Origin of the sequence: Streptomyces sp. LMG1-1-1.1 (genome assembly GCF_040815545.1) — a bacterium.
Classification (GTDB): domain Bacteria; phylum Actinomycetota; class Actinomycetes; order Streptomycetales; family Streptomycetaceae; genus Streptomyces.
Genome location: NZ_JBFPNH010000015.1, coordinates 81,159 through 99,410 on the forward strand (window position 1 = coordinate 81,159; position 18,252 = coordinate 99,410).

Below are 18,252 nucleotides of genomic sequence, written 5' to 3' on the forward strand. Positions count from 1 at the left end.
TCAGGGCTGCGTCGGGCCGGGGCGTCCCGGTGGGCGGGCGTGCGGGGCGGGCGTCTCCGAGCTGTCCGCCGCGGCCATGCCGATCGTGGCGACGATCAGCAGCACCAGGCCGAACCAGAGCCAGCCGCTGCTGCCGAGCGCCACCGTGTAGGCCGTCGTGAGCACCAGCGCCGCGCAGGTGAGCACCGTCATCGTCTTCGTGGGACCGGACATGTGTCCGCCCTCCTCCCGACCGGGGGCCGTGGAAGCCGTCCCTGCCATCGTGACCCCGGGAGAGGGGCGCGCGCTACTCCCCGGACGCTCCGGCGTGCGCCGGTACGCGAACCGGGTCCGGCGCCGAGAACGGCACCGGACCCGGAAACGGTCCGCGGGGGAGTCGGCGACGCCGTCAGCGACTCCGGAGCGAGGCCAGGTACGCGTTGTACGCCTCCAGCTCCTTGTCACCGTCGCGGTCGGCGGCCCGGTCCTTGCGGACGGCCTGCCGCTGCTCGGAGTGGTACCACTGGTAGACCAGCGCGATCAGGACGATCACCGACGGGATCTCGCTGAACGCCCAGGCGATGCCGCCCGCCGCGTTCTGGTCGGCGAGCGCGTCGATCCCGAGCGAGGCCGGCGGGTTCTTGTACGCGTCCACCAGCGGCCCGGTCGCCATCATCATCGCGATGCCGAAGAAGGCGTGGAACGGCATCCCCGCGAACAGCTCCAGCATCCGCATCACGTAGCCCGGCCGGTGCGGGCCCGGGTCGACGCCCATGATCGGCCAGAAGAAGACCAGGCCCACCATCAGGAAGTGCACCATCATGCCGATGTGCCCCGCCTTCGAGCCCATCAGGAAGTCGAAGAGCGGGGAGAAGTACAGCCCGTAGAGGCTCGCGACGAACATCGAGATCGTGAACGCCGGGTGCGTGATCACCTTCATGTACCGGCTGTGCAGCAGCTTCAGGAGCAGCTCACGCGGTCCGAGCGAGCCCCGGCCGGCCACCGGGAGCGCCCGCAGCGCGAGCGTCACCGGCGCGCCGAGCAGCAGCAGGATCGGCGACAGCATGGAGATCACCATGTGCTGCACCATGTGCACGCTGAACATGACCATGCCGTAGTCGTTGAGCTTGGTGCACATCATCAGGGCGACGGACAGCACGCCGACCGTGAAGAACACCGTCCGGCTCACCGGCCACGCGTCCCCGCGCCGCCGCAGCCGCGCCACGCCCCACCCGTACAGACCGAGTGCCGCGAGGCAGCCGATCAGGAAGAAGAGGTCGGGAGAGAACTCCAGGCCCCGGCCCAGCGTGAACGGCGGCAGATCCGTGGTCATGCCGTGCCCGCTGTGATCCATCCGTACACTCCTGGAGCCCGATTCGCGCTTGTTGTCCGCACCAGACTAGAACCGCCCCCGGTCGCGACCGCGACCGGGGGCGGATGTCACGTACGGGAGTCGTCAGAGCACGCACTCCGCCTCGGCGTAGCGGTCGGCCGGGACCGTCTTGAGGGTCTCCACGGCCTGGGCCAGCGGGACCATCGTGATCTCGGTGCCGCGCAGCGCGGTCAGCATGCCGAACTCGCCCCGGTGCGCGGCCTCGACCGCGTGCCAGCCGAAGCGGGTCGCGAGGACGCGGTCGTACGCGGTGGGGGTGCCGCCGCGCTGGACGTGGCCCAGGATGACCGGTCGGGCCTCCTTGCCGAGGCGCCGCTCCAGTTCCACGGAGAGCTGGTTGGCGATGCCGGTGAAGCGCTCGTGGCCGTAGATGTCGGTGCCGGCGGTCTTGAAGTCCATCGAGCCCTCGGCCGGCTTCGCGCCCTCGGCGACGACCACGATCGCGAACCGCTTGCCGGCCTCGAAGCGCTCGCCGACCCGGGCGGTCAGCTCGTCGATGTCGAAGGGGCGCTCGGGGACCACCACGGCGTGCGCGCCGGCGGCCATGCCGGAGTGCAGCGCTATCCAGCCGGTGTGGCGGCCCATGACCTCGACGACGAGGACCCGCTGGTGCGACTCGGCGGTGGTCTTCAGCCGGTCGAGGGCCTCGGTGGCCACGGTGACGGCGGTGTCGAAGCCGAAGGTGACGTCGGTGGAGGCGATGTCGTTGTCGATCGTCTTCGGGACGCCGACGATCGGGAGACCGGCCTCGGACAGCAGGTTCGCCGCCTTCAGGGTGCCCTCGCCGCCGATCGGGATGATCGCGTCGAGCCCCAGGTCGGCGACGTGGCCCTTGGCCTTCTCGACGCCGCCGACGAGGTGCGCGGGCTGGACCCGCGAGGAGCCGAGGATGGTGCCGCCCCGGGCCAGGATGCCGCCGACCGCGTCGAGGTCGAGCTTTCGGTAGTCGCACTCCAGGAGGCCCCTCCACCCGTCGTGGAAGCCGATGACCTCGTCGCCGTGGTCGACGACGGCGCGGTGCACGACGGAACGGATGACAGCGTTCAGACCGGGGCAGTCTCCGCCGGAGGTGAGCACGCCAATGCGCATAGCCCAAAAACCTTTGCAACGTGGGCCGACTCCCGGACCACGTCGTCCGGCTGGATCCCCGCCACCCTATAGCCGCAGCGTGGCGGGGCCGAACCGGATGTCCGCACAGTGGACAACGTACCTTCGTACGAGGGACCGGGAGCGGCCCCCGGGGTGACTCAGGCGGGCTGGGTCGCCGCCGCGATGCGCTCGGCGCGCAGCGCCTCGTACCACCGGTCGTCGGTCGGCGGCAGCGCGTTCACGTCGAGGGCCAGCTTCAGGAGCAGGTCCGCGATCTGCGGGTTCCGCGCCATGACGGGGCCGTGCATGTACGTGCCGAAGACGGTGTCGTTGTACGCGCCCTCGGTGCCGTCGCCGGTGCCGTTGCCCTTGCCGAAGACGGTCCGGGCGAACGGCCGGGCCGTCGGGCCGAGATGGGTGATGCCCTGGTGGTTCTCGAAACCGGTCAGCTGGGGGAGGCCGAGGCGCGGGTCGATGTCCGCGAGGACGTCGCCGACGCAGCGGGCGCCCTCGCCGCGGGTGGTGGTGACGTCGAGCAGGCCGAGGCCCGGCTGCCGCTCGCCGAGGTCGTTGATGAACTCGTGGCCCAGGATCTGGTAGCCGGCGCAGACCGAGAAGATGATCGCGCCGTTGGAGGCGGCCCGGGGCAGACCGCCGTCGCGGAGCAGCCGCTCGGCCGCGAGCCGCTGCGGCCGGTCCTCGCCGCCACCGATCAGATAGATGTCGCCGGAGGTCGGGATCGGCTGGTCGCTGCGGACGTCGACGCGCTCGACGCTGAGGCCGCGCTGCTCGGCGCGGCGCTGGACGACGAGCACGTTGCCCTGGTCGCCGTAGGTGCTGAGCAGGTCCGGGTAGACCCAGACCAGGCGCAGGCTGCTGTCACTCATGCTGCAAGTCCTCTACGGGTCAGTTGCCGACGCGGCGGCGGACGTCCTGGAACGCGGTGTAGTTGGCGATCAGCTCGATCTGCCCGGGCGGGGCCATCATGACGGCCTCGTCCAGCGTGTCGCAGACGCGGAAGTCGACACCCGCGACCTCCAGGCGGACCGCCAGGTCGAGCCGGCGGTCGCCGATCACCATGATCGGGTGGCCGGCGAGCCGGCCGTAGTCCACGTCCCACAGCCAGGAGGTGTCCGTGCCGTCGGCGCCGCGCGCGTTGACGGCGAGGATCACCGGGGCGGGCGGCCCGTCGATGAGGGAAAACGTTTCGAGCCAGCCGGCCGGGTTCTTCGCGAGCAGCAGACGCAGGTCGCGGCCCTGGAAGGAGACCACGTCGTAGCGTCCGGCGACGGCCTGCACCTGGTACATCCGCTCCAGGGCGACCTGGGGCGGCACGCCGAAGACGGCGGCGACGGCGGCCGAGGTGGCGGCGTTCGCCTTGTTGGCGCGGCCGGGCAGCTGGAGGCGGATCGGCCAGGCCGAACCGTGCGGGTCGAGCACGTGGTCGCCGCTGAGCGCCCAGCTCGGCGCGGGACGGCGGAAGCCGCACTCACCGCAGAACCAGTCGTCGCCCGGGCGCTGCATCACACCGCCGCAGGCGGGGCACGACCAGGCGTCGTCCTTCCACTCCTGGCCGGCGGCGACCCACACCACGTTGGGGGAGGAGGAGGCGGCCCACACGATCAGCGGGTCGTCGGCGTTGGCGACGACCACGGCCTTGGTGCCGTTGAGGCCCTCGCGCCACTTCTCGGCGAGCATCCGGGTCTCGGCGGCGCGGTCGAGCTGGTCGCGCGAGAGGTTGAGCAGCGCGATCACCTTGGGCGTGGTGTCCCGGGCGACGCCGGCGAGGTACTTCTCGTCGACCTCGATGACGCCGTACTTGGACTCGGAGCCGCCGGCCAGGGCCGAGGTGATGCCCGCGGGCATGTTGGCGCCGAGTGCGTTGGAGACCACGGGACCGGCGGCCCGCAGGGCCTCCGCGATCAGCCGGGTCGTGGTCGTCTTGCCGTTCGTCGCCGACACCAGGACGACGTCCAGATGCTGCGCGAGCCGACCGAGCAGGTCCGGGTCGAGCTTCAGCGCCACCCGGCCGCCGATCACCGATCCGCTGCCGCGTCCCGCCGCACGCGACACCGCGGCCGCGGCCTTGCCCGCCGTCACGGCCAGCTTGGCGCGCGGCGACAGCGGCTCTGGATTACCGGGGTGTCCTGACATCGTTCCTGTTCCTCCTTGCGTCGGTCCGGGCTCAGCCTATCGAGATCCGGCCAGCAGCCCGAACAGCGGCACCGTCGAGCGCCCGCCCGAAACCGGGAGGTCACAGGGACCGTACCCTTACGGCCATGCGAAACCGCCCCATCCCCGGCAGTTCCGGCCTCGTCCGAGCGATGACCCTGCTCGGCGACCCCGTGCTGCACACCCCCTGCGCGCCCGTCACCGACTTCGGACCCGAACTGGCCCGGCTCGTCGAGGACATGTTCGCCACGATGTACGCGGCGAACGGCGTGGGCCTGGCGGCGAACCAGGTCGGCGTGGGCCTGCGGGTGTTCGTGTACGACTGCCCCGACGACGAGGAGGTCCGTCACCTCGGCCATGTGGTGAACCCGCGCCTGGTCGAGGCGGACGGCGATGTGATCAGAGGCCCCGAGGGCTGCCTTTCGCTGCCGGGCCTGGAGGCGCCGACGCCCCGGTACGACCGCGCGGTCGTCGAGGGCGTACGCCTGGACGGGACCCCGATACGGATCGAGGGCACGGGATTCTTCGCCCGCTGCCTCCAGCACGAGGCCGACCACCTCGACGGCGGGGTATACGCCGACCACGTCACGGGGTGGCGCAAGTCACGTCTCCTGCGGGCGATCCGCAAGGAGTCGTGGGGCGGCCGGGCGTCCGTTCTGGAGGACTGACCGGTCGGCCGGGCTGACCGGTCGGCCCGGCCGGGAACCCCGGCCCGGTGCGGTCAGAACCCGGGCCCGCCCGGGAGGTCGTCGGCCTCGGCCAGGCGGCCCCACAGCAGGTCGGCCAGGCTCTTGACCAGGTCGGCGCGGGAGCAGGGGCGTTCGCCGAGCCACCAGTCGCCGGCGGCGTGCATCATGCCGACGATGCCGTGGCCCCAGATGCGGGCCTGGGCCTCGGCGGCGGGGCCGAGGTCGACGCGCTCGGCGATGACCTGGCCGAGCTCCTCGCCCATGCGGCGGAGCAGCGGGGCCGAGTGGCGGCCGACGTCGAAGCCCTGCTCGGCCTGGTGCGACTCCTCCGCCGGGTGCATGAGGAAGCGGTAGACCTGGGGCATCGCCTCGATCGAGGCGAGGTAGGTGTCGAGGGTGGCCTCGACGCGCCGGCGCCGGTCGGCCGGGGCGTCGAGCGCGGCCCGCAGGGCGGCGAGGAGCGCGTCCGTGTGCCGGGTCGCGAGGGCGCGGTAGAGGCCGCCCTTGTCGCCGAAGTGGCGGTAGAGGATGGGCTTGGTGATGCCGGCTTCCGCCGCGATCGCGTTCATGGACGCCTTGGGGCCGTCGCGGAGCACCACCCGGTCCGCCGCCTCCAGCAGTTCGCGGCGTCGCTGTTCGGCGGGCGTCTGCCGGTCGGTGGTCCGGTGTGCGATGTCCATAAGCGTGTCTCCCCGCCCGTGCGATTCCGTGAGGCTGTCGCAACGTAACACCCGGCCGGGATCCGGTGCCGGTCGGGCCGAAGTGCTCCGCTGCTGGTTGACAGCCTCTACCCACCGGTAACAGACTGCTGTTACCGCAAGTAACGTACCGCTGGGAGGGCACATGGGCGAGTTCACGCTCGAACTCAACGAGGACCAGAAGCAGGTCCGCGACTGGCTGCACGGCTTCGCCGCCGACGTGATGCGCCCCGCGGCCGCCGAGTGGGACGAGCGTGAGGAGACTCCCTGGCCGATCATCCAGGAAGCCGCCAAGCTCGGCATCTACTCCCTCGACTTCTACGCCCAGCAGTTCTTCGACCCGACCGGCCTCGGCATCCCGATGGCGATGGAGGAGCTCTTCTGGGGCGACGCCGGCATCGCCCTCTCCATCGTCGGCACCGGCCTCGCCGCCGTCGGCGTCCTCGCCAACGGCACCGAGGAGCAGATCGGCACCTGGGTCCCGCAGATGTACGGCGACGCCGACGACGTCAAGGTCGCCGCCTTCTGCTCCTCCGAGCCCGACGCCGGCTCCGACGTCGCCTCGATGCGCACCCGGGCCGTGTACGACGAGGCCAAGGACGAGTGGGTCCTGAACGGCACCAAGACCTGGGCGACCAACGGCGGCATCGCCAACGTCCACGTCGTCGTCGCCGTCGTCGACCCGGAGCTCGGCTCCAAGGGGCACGCCTCCTTCATCGTCCCGCCGAACACCCCCGGCCTCTCCCAGGGCCAGAAGTTCCAGAAGCACGGCATCCGCGCCTCCCACACCGCCGAGGTCGTCCTGGAGGACGTCCGCGTCCCCGGCCACTGCCTGCTCGGCGGCAAGGAGAAGCTGGACGACCGCCTCGCCCGCGCCCGCGAGAAGGCCAAGGCGGGCGGCGAGCGCGTGAAGAACGCCGCCATGGCCACCTTCGAGGCCTCCCGCCCCGCGGTCGGCGCGATGGCGGTCGGCACCGCCCGCGCCGCGTACGAGGTCGCCCTCGACTACGCGAAGACCCGTGTCCAGTTCGGCCGCCCGATCATCGAGAACCAGGGCGTGGCCTTCCAGCTCGCCGACATGGCCACCCAGATCGACGCCGCCCGCCTCCTCGTCTGGCGCGCCTCCTGGATGGCCACCGCCGGCAAGCCCTTCACGGCCGCCGAGGGCTCCATGTCCAAGCTGTACGCCAGCGAGGTCGCCAAGACGGTCACCGGCCAGGCCATCCAGATCCTCGGTGGCAACGGCTACACCCGCGAGTACCCGGTCGAGCGCATGCACCGCGACGCCGCCATCTACACCATCTTCGAGGGCACCAGCGAGATCCAGCGCATGGTGATCAGCCGCGCGCTCGCGAAGTAGCCGCCCTCACACGAGGCAGAACTCGTTGCCCTCCGGGTCCTGGAGCACCACCGCGTAGTAGTCCATGCCGTCCGGCTCGTCCATCGCGTACAGGACGGTGGCGCCGAGGGCCGTCAGCCGGGCCACCTCGCCGTCCACGCGTGCGCGGCGGAGGGCGAGGGGGGCCTCGCGGCCGCCGCCCACCTTCAGGTCGAGGTGGAGGCGGTTCTTGACGGTCTTGGGCTCCGGGACGCGCTGGAACCAGACCCGGGGGCCGAGGCCCTTCGGGTCGACGATGGACTCCGGGAGCTCCCCGGCGTCGTCGCCCAGCTCCTCCTCGGGGACGCCGACGGCCCGCCAGTACGCCCGCCAGGTGGCGTGCCCGGCCGGCGGCGGTTCGGGGACGTAGCGCAGGGCGTCCAGCCAGAATGGCACCAGGCGCCGGGGGTCCGCGCAGTCGATGGTCAGCTGCAGGGTCAACTCGGGGCGTTCCATGGGTCGAGCCTGCCAGACGGCGCCGACAGTCGACCCGATGGAGCGGGCCCGTTCGAGCCAACAGGCCAGATTCGGTCCACTGTTCGATCATCCCTACCCGTGCGTCACCCCGTCGGGGAGAATCGCTGCGCAGGTGACGATCGAGGGGGAACCGTTCATGGCCAACACCACAGGCACCGAAGCACCCGAACTCGCGGGACTCCCGCTGCTCGGCTCCATGTTCGACCTCAAGAACGACGCACTGGGCACCTTCCTGCGCGCCCGGCGCGAACACGGCGACGTCGTCCGGATCACCGCGGGACCGCCCGGCGTCCGCGCCACCGTCTACGGCGTCTTCTCCGCCGAGGGGGCGCAGCAGGTCCTCGCCGGGGAGTCGGCCAACTTCCGCAAGGACAACGCCTTCTACCAGGAGATCCGCGAGTCCTTCGGCAACGGCCTGCTCACCAGCCAGGACGAGGACTACCTGCGCCAGCGCCGGCTCGTCCAGCCCCTCTTCACCAAGCGCCGCGTCGACGGCTACGCCGCGGCCGTCGCGGCCGAGGTCGCCACCCTCACCGGCGAATGGCGGGACGGCGGGGCCGAGACCGTCGACGTCCTGCACGAGATGACCCGCCTCGCGCTCCGAGCGGTCGCCCGCATCCTCTTCGGCACGGACGTCGACGCGGCCGTCGAGATCGTCGAGCGCAGCTTCCCGGAACTCGCCGCCTACGTGCTGAGCCGCGGCTACGCCCCGCTCAAGTTCCCCCGCGACTGGCCCACGCCAGCCAACCGCAAGGCCGCCGCCGTCCACGAGGCGCTCTACCAGGTCTGCGACCGGATCATCACCGAGCGGCGCGCCGCGGACCGCGCCCCCGGCGACGGCGACGACCTGCTCACGCTCCTCGTCGAGGCCGAGAGCGCCGAGGACGGCAGTTTCGACGCCACCGAGCTCCGCGAGCAGGTCCTCGTCTTCCTGCTCGCCGGGCACGAGACCACCGCCACCTCCCTCGGCTTCGCGCTGCACCTGCTCGGCAAGCACCCGGAGGTGCTGAAGCGGGCCCACGAGGAGGTCGACCGGGTCCTCGCCGGACGCACCCCCGGCGCCGCCGACCTCGACGCGCTGCCCTACGTCACCCAGGTCCTCAAGGAGACCATGCGCCTCTTCCCGGCCGCCCCGGCCATCGGGCGCCGCGCCGTCGCCGCCACCGTGGTCGACGGCGTCACCATCCCGGCCGGCGCGGACGTCATCGTCGCCTCCTACGTCACCCACCGGCACCCCGCCTACTGGGAGGACGCGGAGCGCTTCGACCCGGACCGCTTCACCCCCGAGGCGGAGGCGGCCCGACCCCGGTACGCCTGGTACCCCTTCGGCGGCGGCCCGCGCGCCTGCATCGGACAGCACTTCTCGATGCTGGAGTCGGTGATCGCGCTGGCGATGCTGCTCCAGAAGTACGACTTCGAGGCCGTCGACACGGAGGTGCCCGTCGGCTCCGCGATCACGCTCTTCGCGAAGGGCCCGGCCCGCTGCCGCCTGGTGCCCAGGACGGCGTAGGCACCCCCGGCACGCAAACGGTCCGGCTCCCGCTCGGGGGACCGGACCGCTTCCGTCGGGGAACCGCTCGCTACGGCCGGGTCGCGACGACCACCGTCGCCCACCACTCGTCGGAGGTGAGGACCTCCGGCACCAGGCCGGACGCGGACATCACCGCGGCGGCCGACTCGGCCTGCCGCTCGCTCGTCTCCACGAACAGGTGCCCGCCCGGCGCCAGCCACTCCGGCGCCCCGGCGGCGACCCGCCGCAGCACGTCGAGACCGTCCGAACCGCCGTCGAGCGTGACGCGCGGTTCGTGGTCGCGGGCCTCGGGAGGCAGCAGTCCGATCTCCTCCGTCGGTACGTAGGGCACGTTGGCGACCAGGATGCCGACCCGGCCCCTCAGCTCCGCCGGCAGCGGCGCGAACAGGTCGCCCTCGTACACCCGGCCGCCGCGCGGCTCGACGTTCCGGCGGGCGCAGCGCACCGCCGCCGGCTCGACGTCCGAGGCGTGCACCTCCGCGCCCACGACCCGGTCCAGGAGCACCGCGCCCGCCGCTCCCGAGCCACAGCACAGGTCGACGCAGACGGTCCCCGGCCGGGCCCGCTCCACCGCGAGCCCGACGAGGAACTCCGTACGGCGCCGGGGCACGAAGACCCCGGCGTCGACCTCGATCCGCAGCCCGGCGAACTCGGCCCAGCCCACGATGTGTTCGAGCGGCAGCCCTTCGGCCCGCCGCTCGACCATCGCGTCGAGCTCGGCGGGGTCCGCCGCCGCGGCGAGCAGCATCTCCGCCTCCTCCTCGGCGAACACGCAGCCGGCGGCCCGCAGCCGCTCGACGACCCCCGTGCCGACGCCCGTATCAGACAAGCTGCGCCTCGATCGCGGCCACGACCTCCGGGGCCTCCGGCTCGGTGCGCGGGCGGAAACGGGTGACGGCGCCGTCGCGGCCGATGAGGAACTTCTCGAAGTTCCACTGCACGTCGCCGGCCTCGCCGTCGGCGTCGGCGATCTTCACCAGCTCCGAGTACAGCGGGTGGCGGGCGTCGCCGTTCACGTCCGTCTTCTCCAGGAGCGGGAAGGACACCCCGTACGTCGCCGAGCAGAAGGTGGCGATCTCGTCGGCGCTGCCGGGCTCCTGGCCCGCGAACTGGTTGCAAGGCACACCGAGCACGGTGAAGCCGCGCTCGCCGTACTCCTTCTGCAGCCGCTCCAGACCGGCGTACTGCGGCGTGAGGCCGCACTTGGAGGCGACGTTCACCACCAGGACCGCGCGGTCCTTGTAGTCGGCAAGGGAGACCGGCTCGCCGGTCAGGCTCTTCAGCGGAATGTCGTACAGACTCATGGGCTGCTCCTCGTCGGAATAGGGTTTGATCTCAACATGGGAGACGAACCACTGGCAATCGCGATCGATTCCGCACCGGACGGGCGACCCCGCCGCGTGCCCTGCCGTCTCTGCGGCCGGCCCCTCACGGGCGCCGACTCCCGCCGCACCGGCCTCGGCCCCACCTGCGACGCGAAACTCCACCCCCCGGCCCCCGACATCCGCACCCGCCGCCACGAGGTGACACAGGACACGCTCCCGGGGATCGACCAGGAGCCGTAGGCGGCGCGGTGACCGGAGCCGGATGACGCTACCAGGCCACAAATCGATCGCCCAGGGGGAAACGGGTCGGCACAGTGGGCGGCGATGAGACCGAGATCCCAGCGACCGGAGAACCGAACATGTCGACCCTGCGCGTGACCGCCGAAGTCCTGACCGTGCATCCGCACCCCAACGCCGACGCCCTGGAGCTGGCCCAGGTGGGCCTCTACCGGGCGGTCGTCGCCAAGGGGGCGTACGCGACGGGTGACGCCGCCGTCTACATCCCCGAGCAGGCCGTGCTGCCCGCAGGGCTGATCGACGAGCTGGGGCTGACCGGGCGGCTCGCCGGGGGGAACGCGGACCGGGTCAAGGCGGTTCGGCTGCGCGGGGAGCTGTCGCAGGGGATCGTCTGCAGGCCGGGGGAGCTGGCGGGAGTCGATCTGGAGCGGGCGGCGGCCGAGGGGACCGACTTCGCGGAGCGGCTCGGGATCGTGAAGTGGGTGCCGCCGATCCCGCCGACCATGAGCGGTGACGTGGAGGTGGCGCCCGACCTGCTGCCGTGGGTCGACATCGAGAACCTCCAGCGCTACCCGGACATCTTCGAGCCCGGCGAGCCCGTCGTCCTCACCGAGAAGCTGCACGGCACCGCCTGCCTGGTGACCTACGGCGCCGAGGACGGGCGGGTGCAGGTGTCCTCCAAGGGCTTCGGGGCGAAGGGCCTCGCCCTCCAGGAGGACCCGCGCAACCTGTACTGGCGGGCCGTCCACGGTCACGGCCTGGCGGCCGTCGCGGAGCGGCTGGCGAAACGCCTCGGCGCCCGCCGGGTCGGGTTCTTCGGCGAGGTGTACGGCTCCGGCGTGCAGGACCTCGCCTACGGCGCCGACGCCCGCTCCGAGACCGTCGGATACGCGCTCTTCGACGTGTCCGCCGACATCGACGGCCAGGTCCGCTGGCTGGACCCCGCCGAGGTCCTGGAGCCCGGCGAGGTCCCGCTCGTGCCGCGGCTGTACGCCGGCCCGTACGACCTGGACACGGTCCTGGCGCACGCGAGCGGCCGGGAGACCGTCTCCGGCCGGGAGACGCACCTGCGGGAGGGCGTGGTCATCCGGCCGGCGACCGAGCGGTACAGCCCGGTCACCGGAGGCCGCGCCATCGCCAAGGCGGTCAGCCCGGCCTACCTGACCCGCAAGGGCGCCACCGAGTACGAGTGACCGGAGGGAGTCACAGCTTCCTGAAGAGGCCCTCCTGGACCACCGACACCAGGAGCCGGCCCTCGCGGTCGTAGATGCGGCCGCGGGCGAGCCCCCGGCCGCCGGTGGCGATCGGGGACTCCTGGTCGTAGAGGAACCACTCGTCCGCGCGGAAGGGGCGGTGGAACCACATCGCGTGGTCGAGGGAGGCCATGTCGAAGCCTCGCGGGCCCCACAGCGGCTCGACGGGGATGCGCACCGCGTCGAGGAGCGTCATGTCCGAGGCGTAGGTCAGGGCGCAGGTGTGGACGAGCGGGTCGTCGCCCAGCGGGCCGACGGCCCGCATCCAGACCGCGGAGCGCGGGTCGGCACCCTTGACCTCCGCCTGGGTCCAGCGCAGGCGGTCGACGTAGCGGATGTCGAAGGGCTGGCGGCGGGCCATGCGCTCCAGGGCCTCCGGCAGGACGCCGAGGTGCTCGCGGATCTCGTCCGCGAGGTTCGGCAGGCTCTCCGGGTCGGTCAGGTGGCGCGGCGGCAGCTGGTGCTCGAACCCCGCCTCCTCCGGCTTGTGGAAGGAGGCCGTCAGATTGAAGATCGTCCGCCCCTCCTGGATCGCGGTCACCCGGCGGGTCGTGAACGACCGGCCGTCGCGCACCCGCTCCACCTGGTAGACGATCGGCACGCCGGGCCTGCCGGGCCGCAGGAAGTAGGCGTGCAGGGAGTGCACCGGCCGGTCGCCCTGAGTGGTGCGGCCGGCCGCCACCAGGGCCTGCCCGGCGACCTGCCCGCCGAAGACCCGTTGCAGCGACTCCTGCGGGCTGCGCCCGCGGAAGATGTTGACCTCGATCTGCTCCAGGTCGAGCAGGTCCACGAGCCTCTCGGCGGGGCTGGTCACGGAAGAATCTCCTTCGGGCGGTGGCTACAGCTGTCCGACGGACGTCACGCGGACCACCGCGCGGCCCTCCTCGTCGGAGGCCGCGAGATCCACCTCCGCGCTGATGCCCCAGTCATGGTCGCCGTTCGGGTCGGCGAAGGTCTGCCGGACGCGCCACAGGCCGTGCGCCGCGTCCTCCTCGATGGCGAGCAGCTTCGGGCCGCGCGCGTCGGGACCCGTACCGAGGTCGTCGTACTCGTCCCAGTACGCGTCCATCGCCTCGCCCCACGCGTCCGCGTCCCAGCCGGACTCGGCGTCCAGCTCGCCGAGCGCGTCGACGTTGTCGAGGGCGGCCAGCTCCACCCGGCGGAACATGGCGTTGCGCACCAGGACGCGGAAGGCGCGGGCGTTGGCCGTGACCGGCTTGACCTGGTCGGCCTTCTCCTGGGCCTCCTCGGCCGTCTGGACCTCGGGGTTGGCGAGCTGCTCCCACTCGTCCAGGAGCGAGGAGTCGACCTGGCGCACCATCTCGCCCAGCCAGGCGATCAGGTCCTCCAGGTCCTCGGTCTTCAGGTCGTCCGGGATGGTGTGGTCGAGCGCCTTGTACGCGCCGGCCAGGTAACGCAGGACGATGCCCTCGGTCCGCGCGAGCTCGTACCAGGAGGTGAACTCCGTGAAGGTGAGGGCCCGTTCGTACATGTCACGGATGACCGACTTCGGCGACACCGGGTGGTCCCCGACCCACGGGTGGGACTTCCGGTAGACGTTGTAGGCGTGCCAGAGCAGCTCGTCCAGCGGCTTCGGGTACGAGATGTCCTGGAGCCGCTCCATCCGCTCCTCGTACTCGACGCCGTCCGCCTTCATCTGCCCGACGGCCTCGCCGCGCGCCTTGTTCTGCATGGCGGCGAGGATCTGGCGCGGGTCGTCGAGCGTCGACTCGACGACGGACACCATGTCCAGCGCGTACGAGGGGGACTCCGGGTCGAGCAGGTCGAAGGCGGCCAGCGCGAACGTCGACAGCGGCTGGTTGAGCGCGAAGTCCTGCTGGAGGTCGACCGTCAGACGGATCGTGCGGCCCTCCGCGTCCGGCTCGGCGAGCTGCTCGACCACGCCGCCGTCGAGCAGCGAGCGGTAGATCGCGATGGCCCGGCGGATGTGCCGCAGCTGGGCCTTGCGCGGCTCGTGGTTGTCCTCCAGGAGCTTGCGCATCGCCTCGAAGGCGTTGCCAGGCCGGGCGATCACCGACAGCAGCATGATGTTGGTGACCTTGAAGCGGGAGGTCAGCGGCTCGGGCTCGGCTGCGATCAGCCGCTCGAACGTGGTGTCGCTCCAGGCGACGAAGCCCTCGGGGGCCTTCTTGCGGACGACCTTGCGGCGCTTCTTCGGGTCGTCGCCGGCCTTCGCGAGCGCCTTCTCGTTCTCGATGACGTGCTCGGGTGCCTGCGCCACGACCAGACCCGCGGTGTCGAAGCCGGCGCGGCCCGCCCGGCCCGCGATCTGGTGGAACTCACGGGCGCGCAGGGTGCGCACGCGGTTGCCGTCGTACTTGGTGAGCGCCGTGAAGAGCACCGTACGGATCGGCACGTTCACGCCCACGCCGAGGGTGTCCGTCCCGCAGATCACCTTCAGGAGGCCCGCCTGGGCCAGCTTCTCGACGAGGCGCCGGTACTTCGGCAGCATGCCCGCGTGGTGCACGCCGATGCCGTGGCGGACGTAACGCGAGAGATTCTGGCCGAACTTGGTGGTGAAGCGGAAGTTGCCGATCAGTTCGGCGATCTTGTCCTTCTCCTCACGCGTGCACATGTTGATGGACATCAGCGACTGCGCGCGCTCGACGGCCTGCGCCTGCGTGAAGTGCACGATGTAGACCGGCGCCTGCTTGGTCTCCAGGAGCTCGGTCAGGGTGTCGGTGATCGGCGTCAGCCGGTACTCGTACGACAGCGGCACCGGCCGGGTCGCCGAGCGGACCACCGAGGTCGGCCGGCCCGTGCGCCGCGTCAGGTCCTTCTCGAACATGGCCACGTCGCCGAGCGTCGCCGACATGAGCACGAACTGCGCCTGCGGGAGTTCGAGCAGCGGGATCTGCCAGGCCCAGCCGCGGTCCTGCTCGGCGTAGAAGTGGAACTCGTCCATCACGACCTGGCCGATGTCGGCGTACCTGCCGTCCCGCAGCGCGATCGAGGCCAGCACCTCCGCCGTGCAGCAGATCACCGGCGCGTCCGCGTTCACGGACGCGTCGCCGGTCAGCATGCCGACGTTCTCCGTGCCGAAGAGCTTGCACAGGTCGAAGAACTTCTCCGACACCAGCGCCTTGATCGGCGCGGTGTAGAAGGTCACCTGGTCGTTCGCGAGCGCCGTGAAGTGCGCCCCCGCCGCGACGAGCGACTTCCCGGAACCGGTGGGCGTGGACAGGATCACGTTGGCCCCGGAGACGACCTCGATCAGCGCCTCTTCCTGGGCCGGGTAGAGCGTGATGCCCCGGTCCTCGGCCCAGGAGGAGAAGGCCTCGAAGAGGGCGTCGGGGTCGGCGGTCGGCGGCAGCTGATCGATAAGGGTCACGACCCCATCTTGCCCGCATTCCGCTCGGATGAGGGAACCGGCCGCCTGCCGCCTTGATCACGGGCGATAGGCTCGTCCGTCGACCGGTCGTCAACTGAGCGCCGGCGCACGAGAAACGGGGCGGCAGCGACCATGATGGGACCGGCACACTCACTGTCCGGAGCGGCGGCCTGGCTGGGCGTGGGAGCGGCCGCGGCCGCCTTCGACAAGCCGATGCCCTGGCCGGTCCTCGTCGTCGGCGCGCTCATCTGCGCGGGCGCCGCCCTCGCCCCCGACCTCGACCACAAGTCCGCGACCATCTCGCGCGCCTTCGGTCCCGTCTCCCGGCTCCTCTGCGAGATCGTCGACAAGCTGTCGTACGCCGTCTACAAGGCCACCCGCTCCACCGCGGACCCCCGCAGGTCCGGCGGACACAGGACGCTGACCCACACCTGGCTGTGGGCGGTCCTCATCGGCGGCGGGGCCTCCGCCGCCGCCGTCACCGGCGGCCGGTGGGCGGTCCTCGCCATCCTCTTCGTCCACCTCGTCCTCGCCGTGGAAGGCCTGCTGTGGCGGGCCGCCCGGATGTCCAGCGACGTCCTCGTCTGGCTGCTCGGCGCGACCAGCGCCTGGATCCTGGCGGGCGTCCTCGACAAGCCCGGCAACGGTTCGGACTGGTTCTTCACCGGCCCCGGCCAGGAGTACCTCTGGCTCGGCCTGCCGATCGTCCTCGGCGCCCTCGTCCACGACATCGGCGACGCCCTCACCGTCTCCGGCTGCCCGATCCTGTGGCCCATCCCGGTCGGCCGCAAGCGCTGGTACCCGATCGGCCCCCCGAAGATCATGCGCTTCCGCGCCGGCAGCTGGGTCGAGCTGAAGGTCCTCATGCCCGCCTTCATGCTCCTCGGCGGGGTCGGCGGAGCCTCGGCGCTCGGGTTCATCTAAGGGGGCCCTGTCGATCGAGCCCGGCATGATCGGCAAGGCACCGTCCAAGTTCTGTCCGAACTCTCCGGACAGGGTCTAGGGCGCGGGGACGCCCAGCGTCCGTACCAGCCGGGCCAGCTCCTCCTGGAAGAGCTTGGCCGGGCTCGTCGTCTGGCGGCCGAGATGCCCGTACACCTCCAGGGCCACGAGCCCGTGCAGGTGTCCCCAGAGGCGCAGGGCGAGCGCGACACCGGCGGGCGGCAGGTCGGGGAACGCCGGGCGCACCTTGTCGAGGAGGCCGGCGTCGAAGTCGGACCAGGTGAACGCGCTGTCCCGGTACAGGGGTTCGGCGTGGGGCCAGGCCGCCGCCGCGAGGCCGGCGAGCCCGGTGCACACCCGGCGGGCAGCGTCCGGGGCTGGGCCTGCCTCGGGGGCCCGGTAGCCCGGCACGGGGTCGCCGTAGACGAGGCGGAAGCCCTCGGGGTTCGTGAGCGCCCAGGCGCGGAAGGCGCGGGCCCAGGCCAGGATCCGGGCGGCGGGGTCATCGGCGGGGGCGACGGCCCAGGCCGTCTCCACGGCGTCGGCGAGCGCCGAGTACACGTCGTCGATGAGGGTGGTGACCAGGTCGTCGCGGGTGGCGAAGTAGCCGTAGATCGCGTTGGCCGTCATGCCCATCTCGCGGGCGATGGCCCGCAGGGTGATGGCGTCGGGGCCGCCCGAGGCCATCAGGCGCAGGGCCGTGCCTTTGATCTCGGCCGTGGTCTCGGCCCTTAGCCGCTCACGTCGTCCCCGGGGGGCCTGAGCCGCCCCCGTCCGTGTCTCCGATGTCCCGCTCATCCCGGCACCCTATCGCTTTCTTGGTGGATGTGAGGAAACTGCACGCCGTGCACTTCACGGCGTATAGTTTTTGCACGCCGTCACGTCGGTGTGATCACAGGGGAGAGTCATGCACATCGGAGTCATCGGAGCCACGGGCACCATCGGCAGTCGCGTCGTCGCGGAGGCACTGGAGCGCGGGCACCACATCAGGGCCTTCAGCCGCGACGCCACCGGGGCGGCGGCCGGGGAGACCCGCGAGAACATCACCTGGGCGAGCCTCGACGTCCTCGACCCCGCGGCCGTCGCCGCCGTCCTGCCCGGACTCGACGTCCTCGTCAGCGCCTTCCAGCCCGGCAACGCGTCCCGCGACCTCGCCGACACCGTGCGCCGCTCCATCGCCGACGCCGGGGTCTACGCCACCGCGGCCCGGGCCCTGCTCAAGGCCCTGGAGAGCCACCCGAGGACCCGGCTGATCGTGATCGGCGGCGCGGGCAGCCTGGAGGTCGAACCCGGAGTGGTCCTCGCCGACGCGGAGGAACGACTCCACGAGACCCTCGATGGCGTCGGCCTTCCCCGCGCCTACGCGGCGGCCGTACGCGGCCACCGGGACGCACTGGACGTGCTGCGCACCTCGAACCGCCGGTGGACCTACTTCAGCCCCGCCGAGGACATCGCACCCGGCGAGCGCACCGGCCGCTTCCGCATCGGCGAGGACCAGCCGGTCAGGGACGCCGATGGCCGCAGCCGCGTCTCGGCGGAGGACGCGGCCGTGGCCCTGGTCGACGAGGCGGAGCTGCCCCGCTTCGTCCAGCGCCGCTTCACGATCGGCTACTGAACACCCCCGTACCGGGCCGCCGTACGGCGACTCGGCCCGGGGTCGAGCAGGACCGGCCCGGTCCGGATCCGGTCCCGGGCCGGTCCAGCTCGACCCCGACCGCCCCGGATCCGGCCCGGTTC

General features: G+C 71.9%; 19 protein-coding genes. 7 read left to right on the forward strand and 12 right to left on the reverse strand.

Annotation, left to right across the window (positions count from 1 at the left end):
- The 5 genes from MRBLMG1_RS06880 to MRBLMG1_RS06900 all read right to left on the reverse strand — a co-directional run bounded on the left by MRBLMG1_RS06880 (position 1) and on the right by MRBLMG1_RS06900 (position 4,615).
- Positions 1 to 213: a hypothetical protein gene (locus MRBLMG1_RS06880; protein ID WP_367821907.1), complete on the reverse strand. Its 213-nt coding sequence runs from the start codon at positions 211 to 213 to the stop codon at positions 1 to 3.
- A gap of 175 nt (positions 214 to 388) precedes the next feature.
- Positions 389 to 1,333 carry a cytochrome c oxidase assembly protein gene (locus tag MRBLMG1_RS06885; protein WP_367821756.1) on the reverse strand — a complete coding sequence of 315 codons (945 nt, stop codon included), beginning with the start codon at positions 1,331 to 1,333 and terminating at the stop codon, positions 389 to 391.
- A 102-nt stretch (positions 1,334 to 1,435) separates the two neighbouring features.
- Positions 1,436 to 2,461 (reverse strand): 6-phosphofructokinase, encoded by a 1,026-nt coding sequence (locus MRBLMG1_RS06890; protein ID WP_367821758.1) that lies wholly within the window; start codon positions 2,459 to 2,461, stop codon positions 1,436 to 1,438.
- Between the two features lie 158 nt (positions 2,462 to 2,619).
- Entirely contained in the window at positions 2,620 to 3,348 is a 729-nt protein-coding gene (locus MRBLMG1_RS06895) for a type 1 glutamine amidotransferase (protein ID WP_367821760.1), read from the reverse strand.
- 19 nt (positions 3,349 to 3,367) lie between these two features.
- Entirely contained in the window at positions 3,368 to 4,615 is a 1,248-nt protein-coding gene (locus MRBLMG1_RS06900) for a Mur ligase family protein (RefSeq protein ID WP_367821762.1), read from the reverse strand.
- A 125-nt stretch (positions 4,616 to 4,740) separates the two neighbouring features.
- Here MRBLMG1_RS06900 and def point away from each other — a divergent pair, with 125 nt between their 5' ends.
- Positions 4,741 to 5,301 carry a peptide deformylase gene (gene def / locus MRBLMG1_RS06905; protein ID WP_367821764.1) on the forward strand — a complete coding sequence of 187 codons (561 nt, stop codon included), beginning with the start codon at positions 4,741 to 4,743 and terminating at the stop codon, positions 5,299 to 5,301.
- 53 nt (positions 5,302 to 5,354) lie between these two features.
- On the opposite strand, the gene MRBLMG1_RS06910 is transcribed toward def, so the two are convergent.
- Positions 5,355 to 6,002: a TetR family transcriptional regulator gene (locus tag MRBLMG1_RS06910; protein WP_367821765.1), complete on the reverse strand. Its 648-nt coding sequence runs from the start codon at positions 6,000 to 6,002 to the stop codon at positions 5,355 to 5,357.
- Between the two features lie 163 nt (positions 6,003 to 6,165).
- Here MRBLMG1_RS06910 and MRBLMG1_RS06915 point away from each other — a divergent pair, with 163 nt between their 5' ends.
- Positions 6,166 to 7,380, forward strand: a complete 1,215-nt coding sequence (locus MRBLMG1_RS06915; protein ID WP_367821767.1) for an acyl-CoA dehydrogenase family protein — start codon at positions 6,166 to 6,168, stop codon at positions 7,378 to 7,380.
- 6 nt (positions 7,381 to 7,386) lie between these two features.
- On the opposite strand, the gene MRBLMG1_RS06920 is transcribed toward MRBLMG1_RS06915, so the two are convergent.
- Positions 7,387 to 7,854, reverse strand: coding sequence for a VOC family protein (locus tag MRBLMG1_RS06920; protein WP_367821769.1), 468 nt, complete (start codon positions 7,852 to 7,854; stop codon positions 7,387 to 7,389).
- A 157-nt stretch (positions 7,855 to 8,011) separates the two neighbouring features.
- Here MRBLMG1_RS06920 and MRBLMG1_RS06925 point away from each other — a divergent pair, with 157 nt between their 5' ends.
- On the forward strand, positions 8,012 to 9,385 hold the full coding sequence (locus MRBLMG1_RS06925; protein WP_367821771.1) for a cytochrome P450: 1,374 nt from the start codon (positions 8,012 to 8,014) through the stop codon (positions 9,383 to 9,385).
- A 70-nt stretch (positions 9,386 to 9,455) separates the two neighbouring features.
- On the opposite strand, the gene MRBLMG1_RS06930 is transcribed toward MRBLMG1_RS06925, so the two are convergent.
- Both MRBLMG1_RS06930 and MRBLMG1_RS06935 read right to left on the reverse strand, forming a co-directional pair.
- Positions 9,456 to 10,235: a putative protein N(5)-glutamine methyltransferase gene (locus tag MRBLMG1_RS06930; protein ID WP_367821773.1), complete on the reverse strand. Its 780-nt coding sequence runs from the start codon at positions 10,233 to 10,235 to the stop codon at positions 9,456 to 9,458.
- Positions 10,228 to 10,710, reverse strand: coding sequence for a glutathione peroxidase (locus tag MRBLMG1_RS06935; protein ID WP_367821774.1), 483 nt, complete (start codon positions 10,708 to 10,710; stop codon positions 10,228 to 10,230). Before MRBLMG1_RS06935 ends, MRBLMG1_RS06930 begins: the two co-directional genes overlap by 8 nt.
- Before the next feature lie 36 nt (positions 10,711 to 10,746).
- Here MRBLMG1_RS06935 and MRBLMG1_RS06940 point away from each other — a divergent pair, with 36 nt between their 5' ends.
- Positions 10,747 to 10,971, forward strand: a complete 225-nt coding sequence (locus MRBLMG1_RS06940) for a DUF6011 domain-containing protein (protein ID WP_367821776.1) — start codon at positions 10,747 to 10,749, stop codon at positions 10,969 to 10,971.
- Between the two features lie 119 nt (positions 10,972 to 11,090).
- The gene (locus MRBLMG1_RS06945; RefSeq protein ID WP_367821778.1) at positions 11,091 to 12,161 is read left to right on the forward strand and encodes an RNA ligase (ATP); all 1,071 of its coding nucleotides are present in this window, start codon (positions 11,091 to 11,093) and stop codon (positions 12,159 to 12,161) included.
- A gap of 10 nt (positions 12,162 to 12,171) precedes the next feature.
- Here the strand turns inward: MRBLMG1_RS06945 and MRBLMG1_RS06950 are convergent, their stop codons facing one another.
- Both MRBLMG1_RS06950 and MRBLMG1_RS06955 read right to left on the reverse strand, forming a co-directional pair.
- A complete protein-coding gene (locus MRBLMG1_RS06950) occupies positions 12,172 to 13,035 on the reverse strand; it encodes an acyl-CoA thioesterase (RefSeq protein WP_367821780.1) in 864 nt (287 codons plus the stop codon).
- Positions 13,036 to 13,059: 24 nt separating this feature from the next.
- Complete coding sequence (locus tag MRBLMG1_RS06955) at positions 13,060 to 15,573, reverse strand: DEAD/DEAH box helicase (RefSeq protein WP_367821782.1); 2,514 nt, start codon at positions 15,571 to 15,573, stop codon at positions 13,060 to 13,062.
- Positions 15,574 to 15,705: 132 nt separating this feature from the next.
- Between MRBLMG1_RS06955 and MRBLMG1_RS06960 the strand changes: the two genes are divergently transcribed.
- The gene (locus MRBLMG1_RS06960) at positions 15,706 to 16,497 is read left to right on the forward strand and encodes a metal-dependent hydrolase (protein WP_367821784.1); all 792 of its coding nucleotides are present in this window, start codon (positions 15,706 to 15,708) and stop codon (positions 16,495 to 16,497) included.
- Positions 16,498 to 16,572: 75 nt separating this feature from the next.
- Here the strand turns inward: MRBLMG1_RS06960 and MRBLMG1_RS06965 are convergent, their stop codons facing one another.
- Positions 16,573 to 17,313, reverse strand: a complete 741-nt coding sequence (locus tag MRBLMG1_RS06965; RefSeq protein ID WP_367821786.1) for a TetR/AcrR family transcriptional regulator — start codon at positions 17,311 to 17,313, stop codon at positions 16,573 to 16,575.
- A gap of 109 nt (positions 17,314 to 17,422) precedes the next feature.
- On the opposite strand from MRBLMG1_RS06965, the gene MRBLMG1_RS06970 reads away from it, so the two are divergent.
- Positions 17,423 to 18,130, forward strand: coding sequence for an NAD(P)-dependent oxidoreductase (locus MRBLMG1_RS06970; RefSeq protein ID WP_367821788.1), 708 nt, complete (start codon positions 17,423 to 17,425; stop codon positions 18,128 to 18,130).
- Positions 18,131 to 18,252: the final 122 nt, after the last annotated feature.

Excerpts from the sequence above, each read along its gene's own strand:
- MRBLMG1_RS06945 (WP_367821778.1), top strand. The coding sequence starts at position 11,091 with ATGTCGACCCTGCGCGTGACCGCCGAAGTCCTGACCGTGCATCCGCAC.
- def (WP_367821764.1), top strand. The coding sequence starts at position 4,741 with ATGCGAAACCGCCCCATCCCCGGCAGTTCCGGCCTCGTCCGAGCGATG.
- MRBLMG1_RS06910 (WP_367821765.1), bottom strand. The coding sequence starts at position 6,002 with ATGGACATCGCACACCGGACCACCGACCGGCAGACGCCCGCCGAACAG.
- MRBLMG1_RS06960 (WP_367821784.1), top strand. The coding sequence starts at position 15,706 with ATGATGGGACCGGCACACTCACTGTCCGGAGCGGCGGCCTGGCTGGGC.
- MRBLMG1_RS06915 (WP_367821767.1), top strand. The coding sequence starts at position 6,166 with ATGGGCGAGTTCACGCTCGAACTCAACGAGGACCAGAAGCAGGTCCGC.
- MRBLMG1_RS06965 (WP_367821786.1), bottom strand. The coding sequence starts at position 17,313 with ATGAGCGGGACATCGGAGACACGGACGGGGGCGGCTCAGGCCCCCCGG.
- MRBLMG1_RS06935 (WP_367821774.1), bottom strand. The coding sequence starts at position 10,710 with ATGAGTCTGTACGACATTCCGCTGAAGAGCCTGACCGGCGAGCCGGTC.
- MRBLMG1_RS06895 (WP_367821760.1), bottom strand. The coding sequence starts at position 3,348 with ATGAGTGACAGCAGCCTGCGCCTGGTCTGGGTCTACCCGGACCTGCTC.
- MRBLMG1_RS06925 (WP_367821771.1), top strand. The coding sequence starts at position 8,012 with ATGGCCAACACCACAGGCACCGAAGCACCCGAACTCGCGGGACTCCCG.
- MRBLMG1_RS06970 (WP_367821788.1), top strand. The coding sequence starts at position 17,423 with ATGCACATCGGAGTCATCGGAGCCACGGGCACCATCGGCAGTCGCGTC.
- MRBLMG1_RS06940 (WP_367821776.1), top strand. The coding sequence starts at position 10,747 with ATGGGAGACGAACCACTGGCAATCGCGATCGATTCCGCACCGGACGGG.
- MRBLMG1_RS06880 (WP_367821907.1), bottom strand. The coding sequence starts at position 213 with ATGTCCGGTCCCACGAAGACGATGACGGTGCTCACCTGCGCGGCGCTG.
- MRBLMG1_RS06890 (WP_367821758.1), bottom strand. The coding sequence starts at position 2,461 with ATGCGCATTGGCGTGCTCACCTCCGGCGGAGACTGCCCCGGTCTGAAC.
- MRBLMG1_RS06900 (WP_367821762.1), bottom strand. The coding sequence starts at position 4,615 with ATGTCAGGACACCCCGGTAATCCAGAGCCGCTGTCGCCGCGCGCCAAG.
- MRBLMG1_RS06885 (WP_367821756.1), bottom strand. The coding sequence starts at position 1,333 with ATGGATCACAGCGGGCACGGCATGACCACGGATCTGCCGCCGTTCACG.
- MRBLMG1_RS06920 (WP_367821769.1), bottom strand. The coding sequence starts at position 7,854 with ATGGAACGCCCCGAGTTGACCCTGCAGCTGACCATCGACTGCGCGGAC.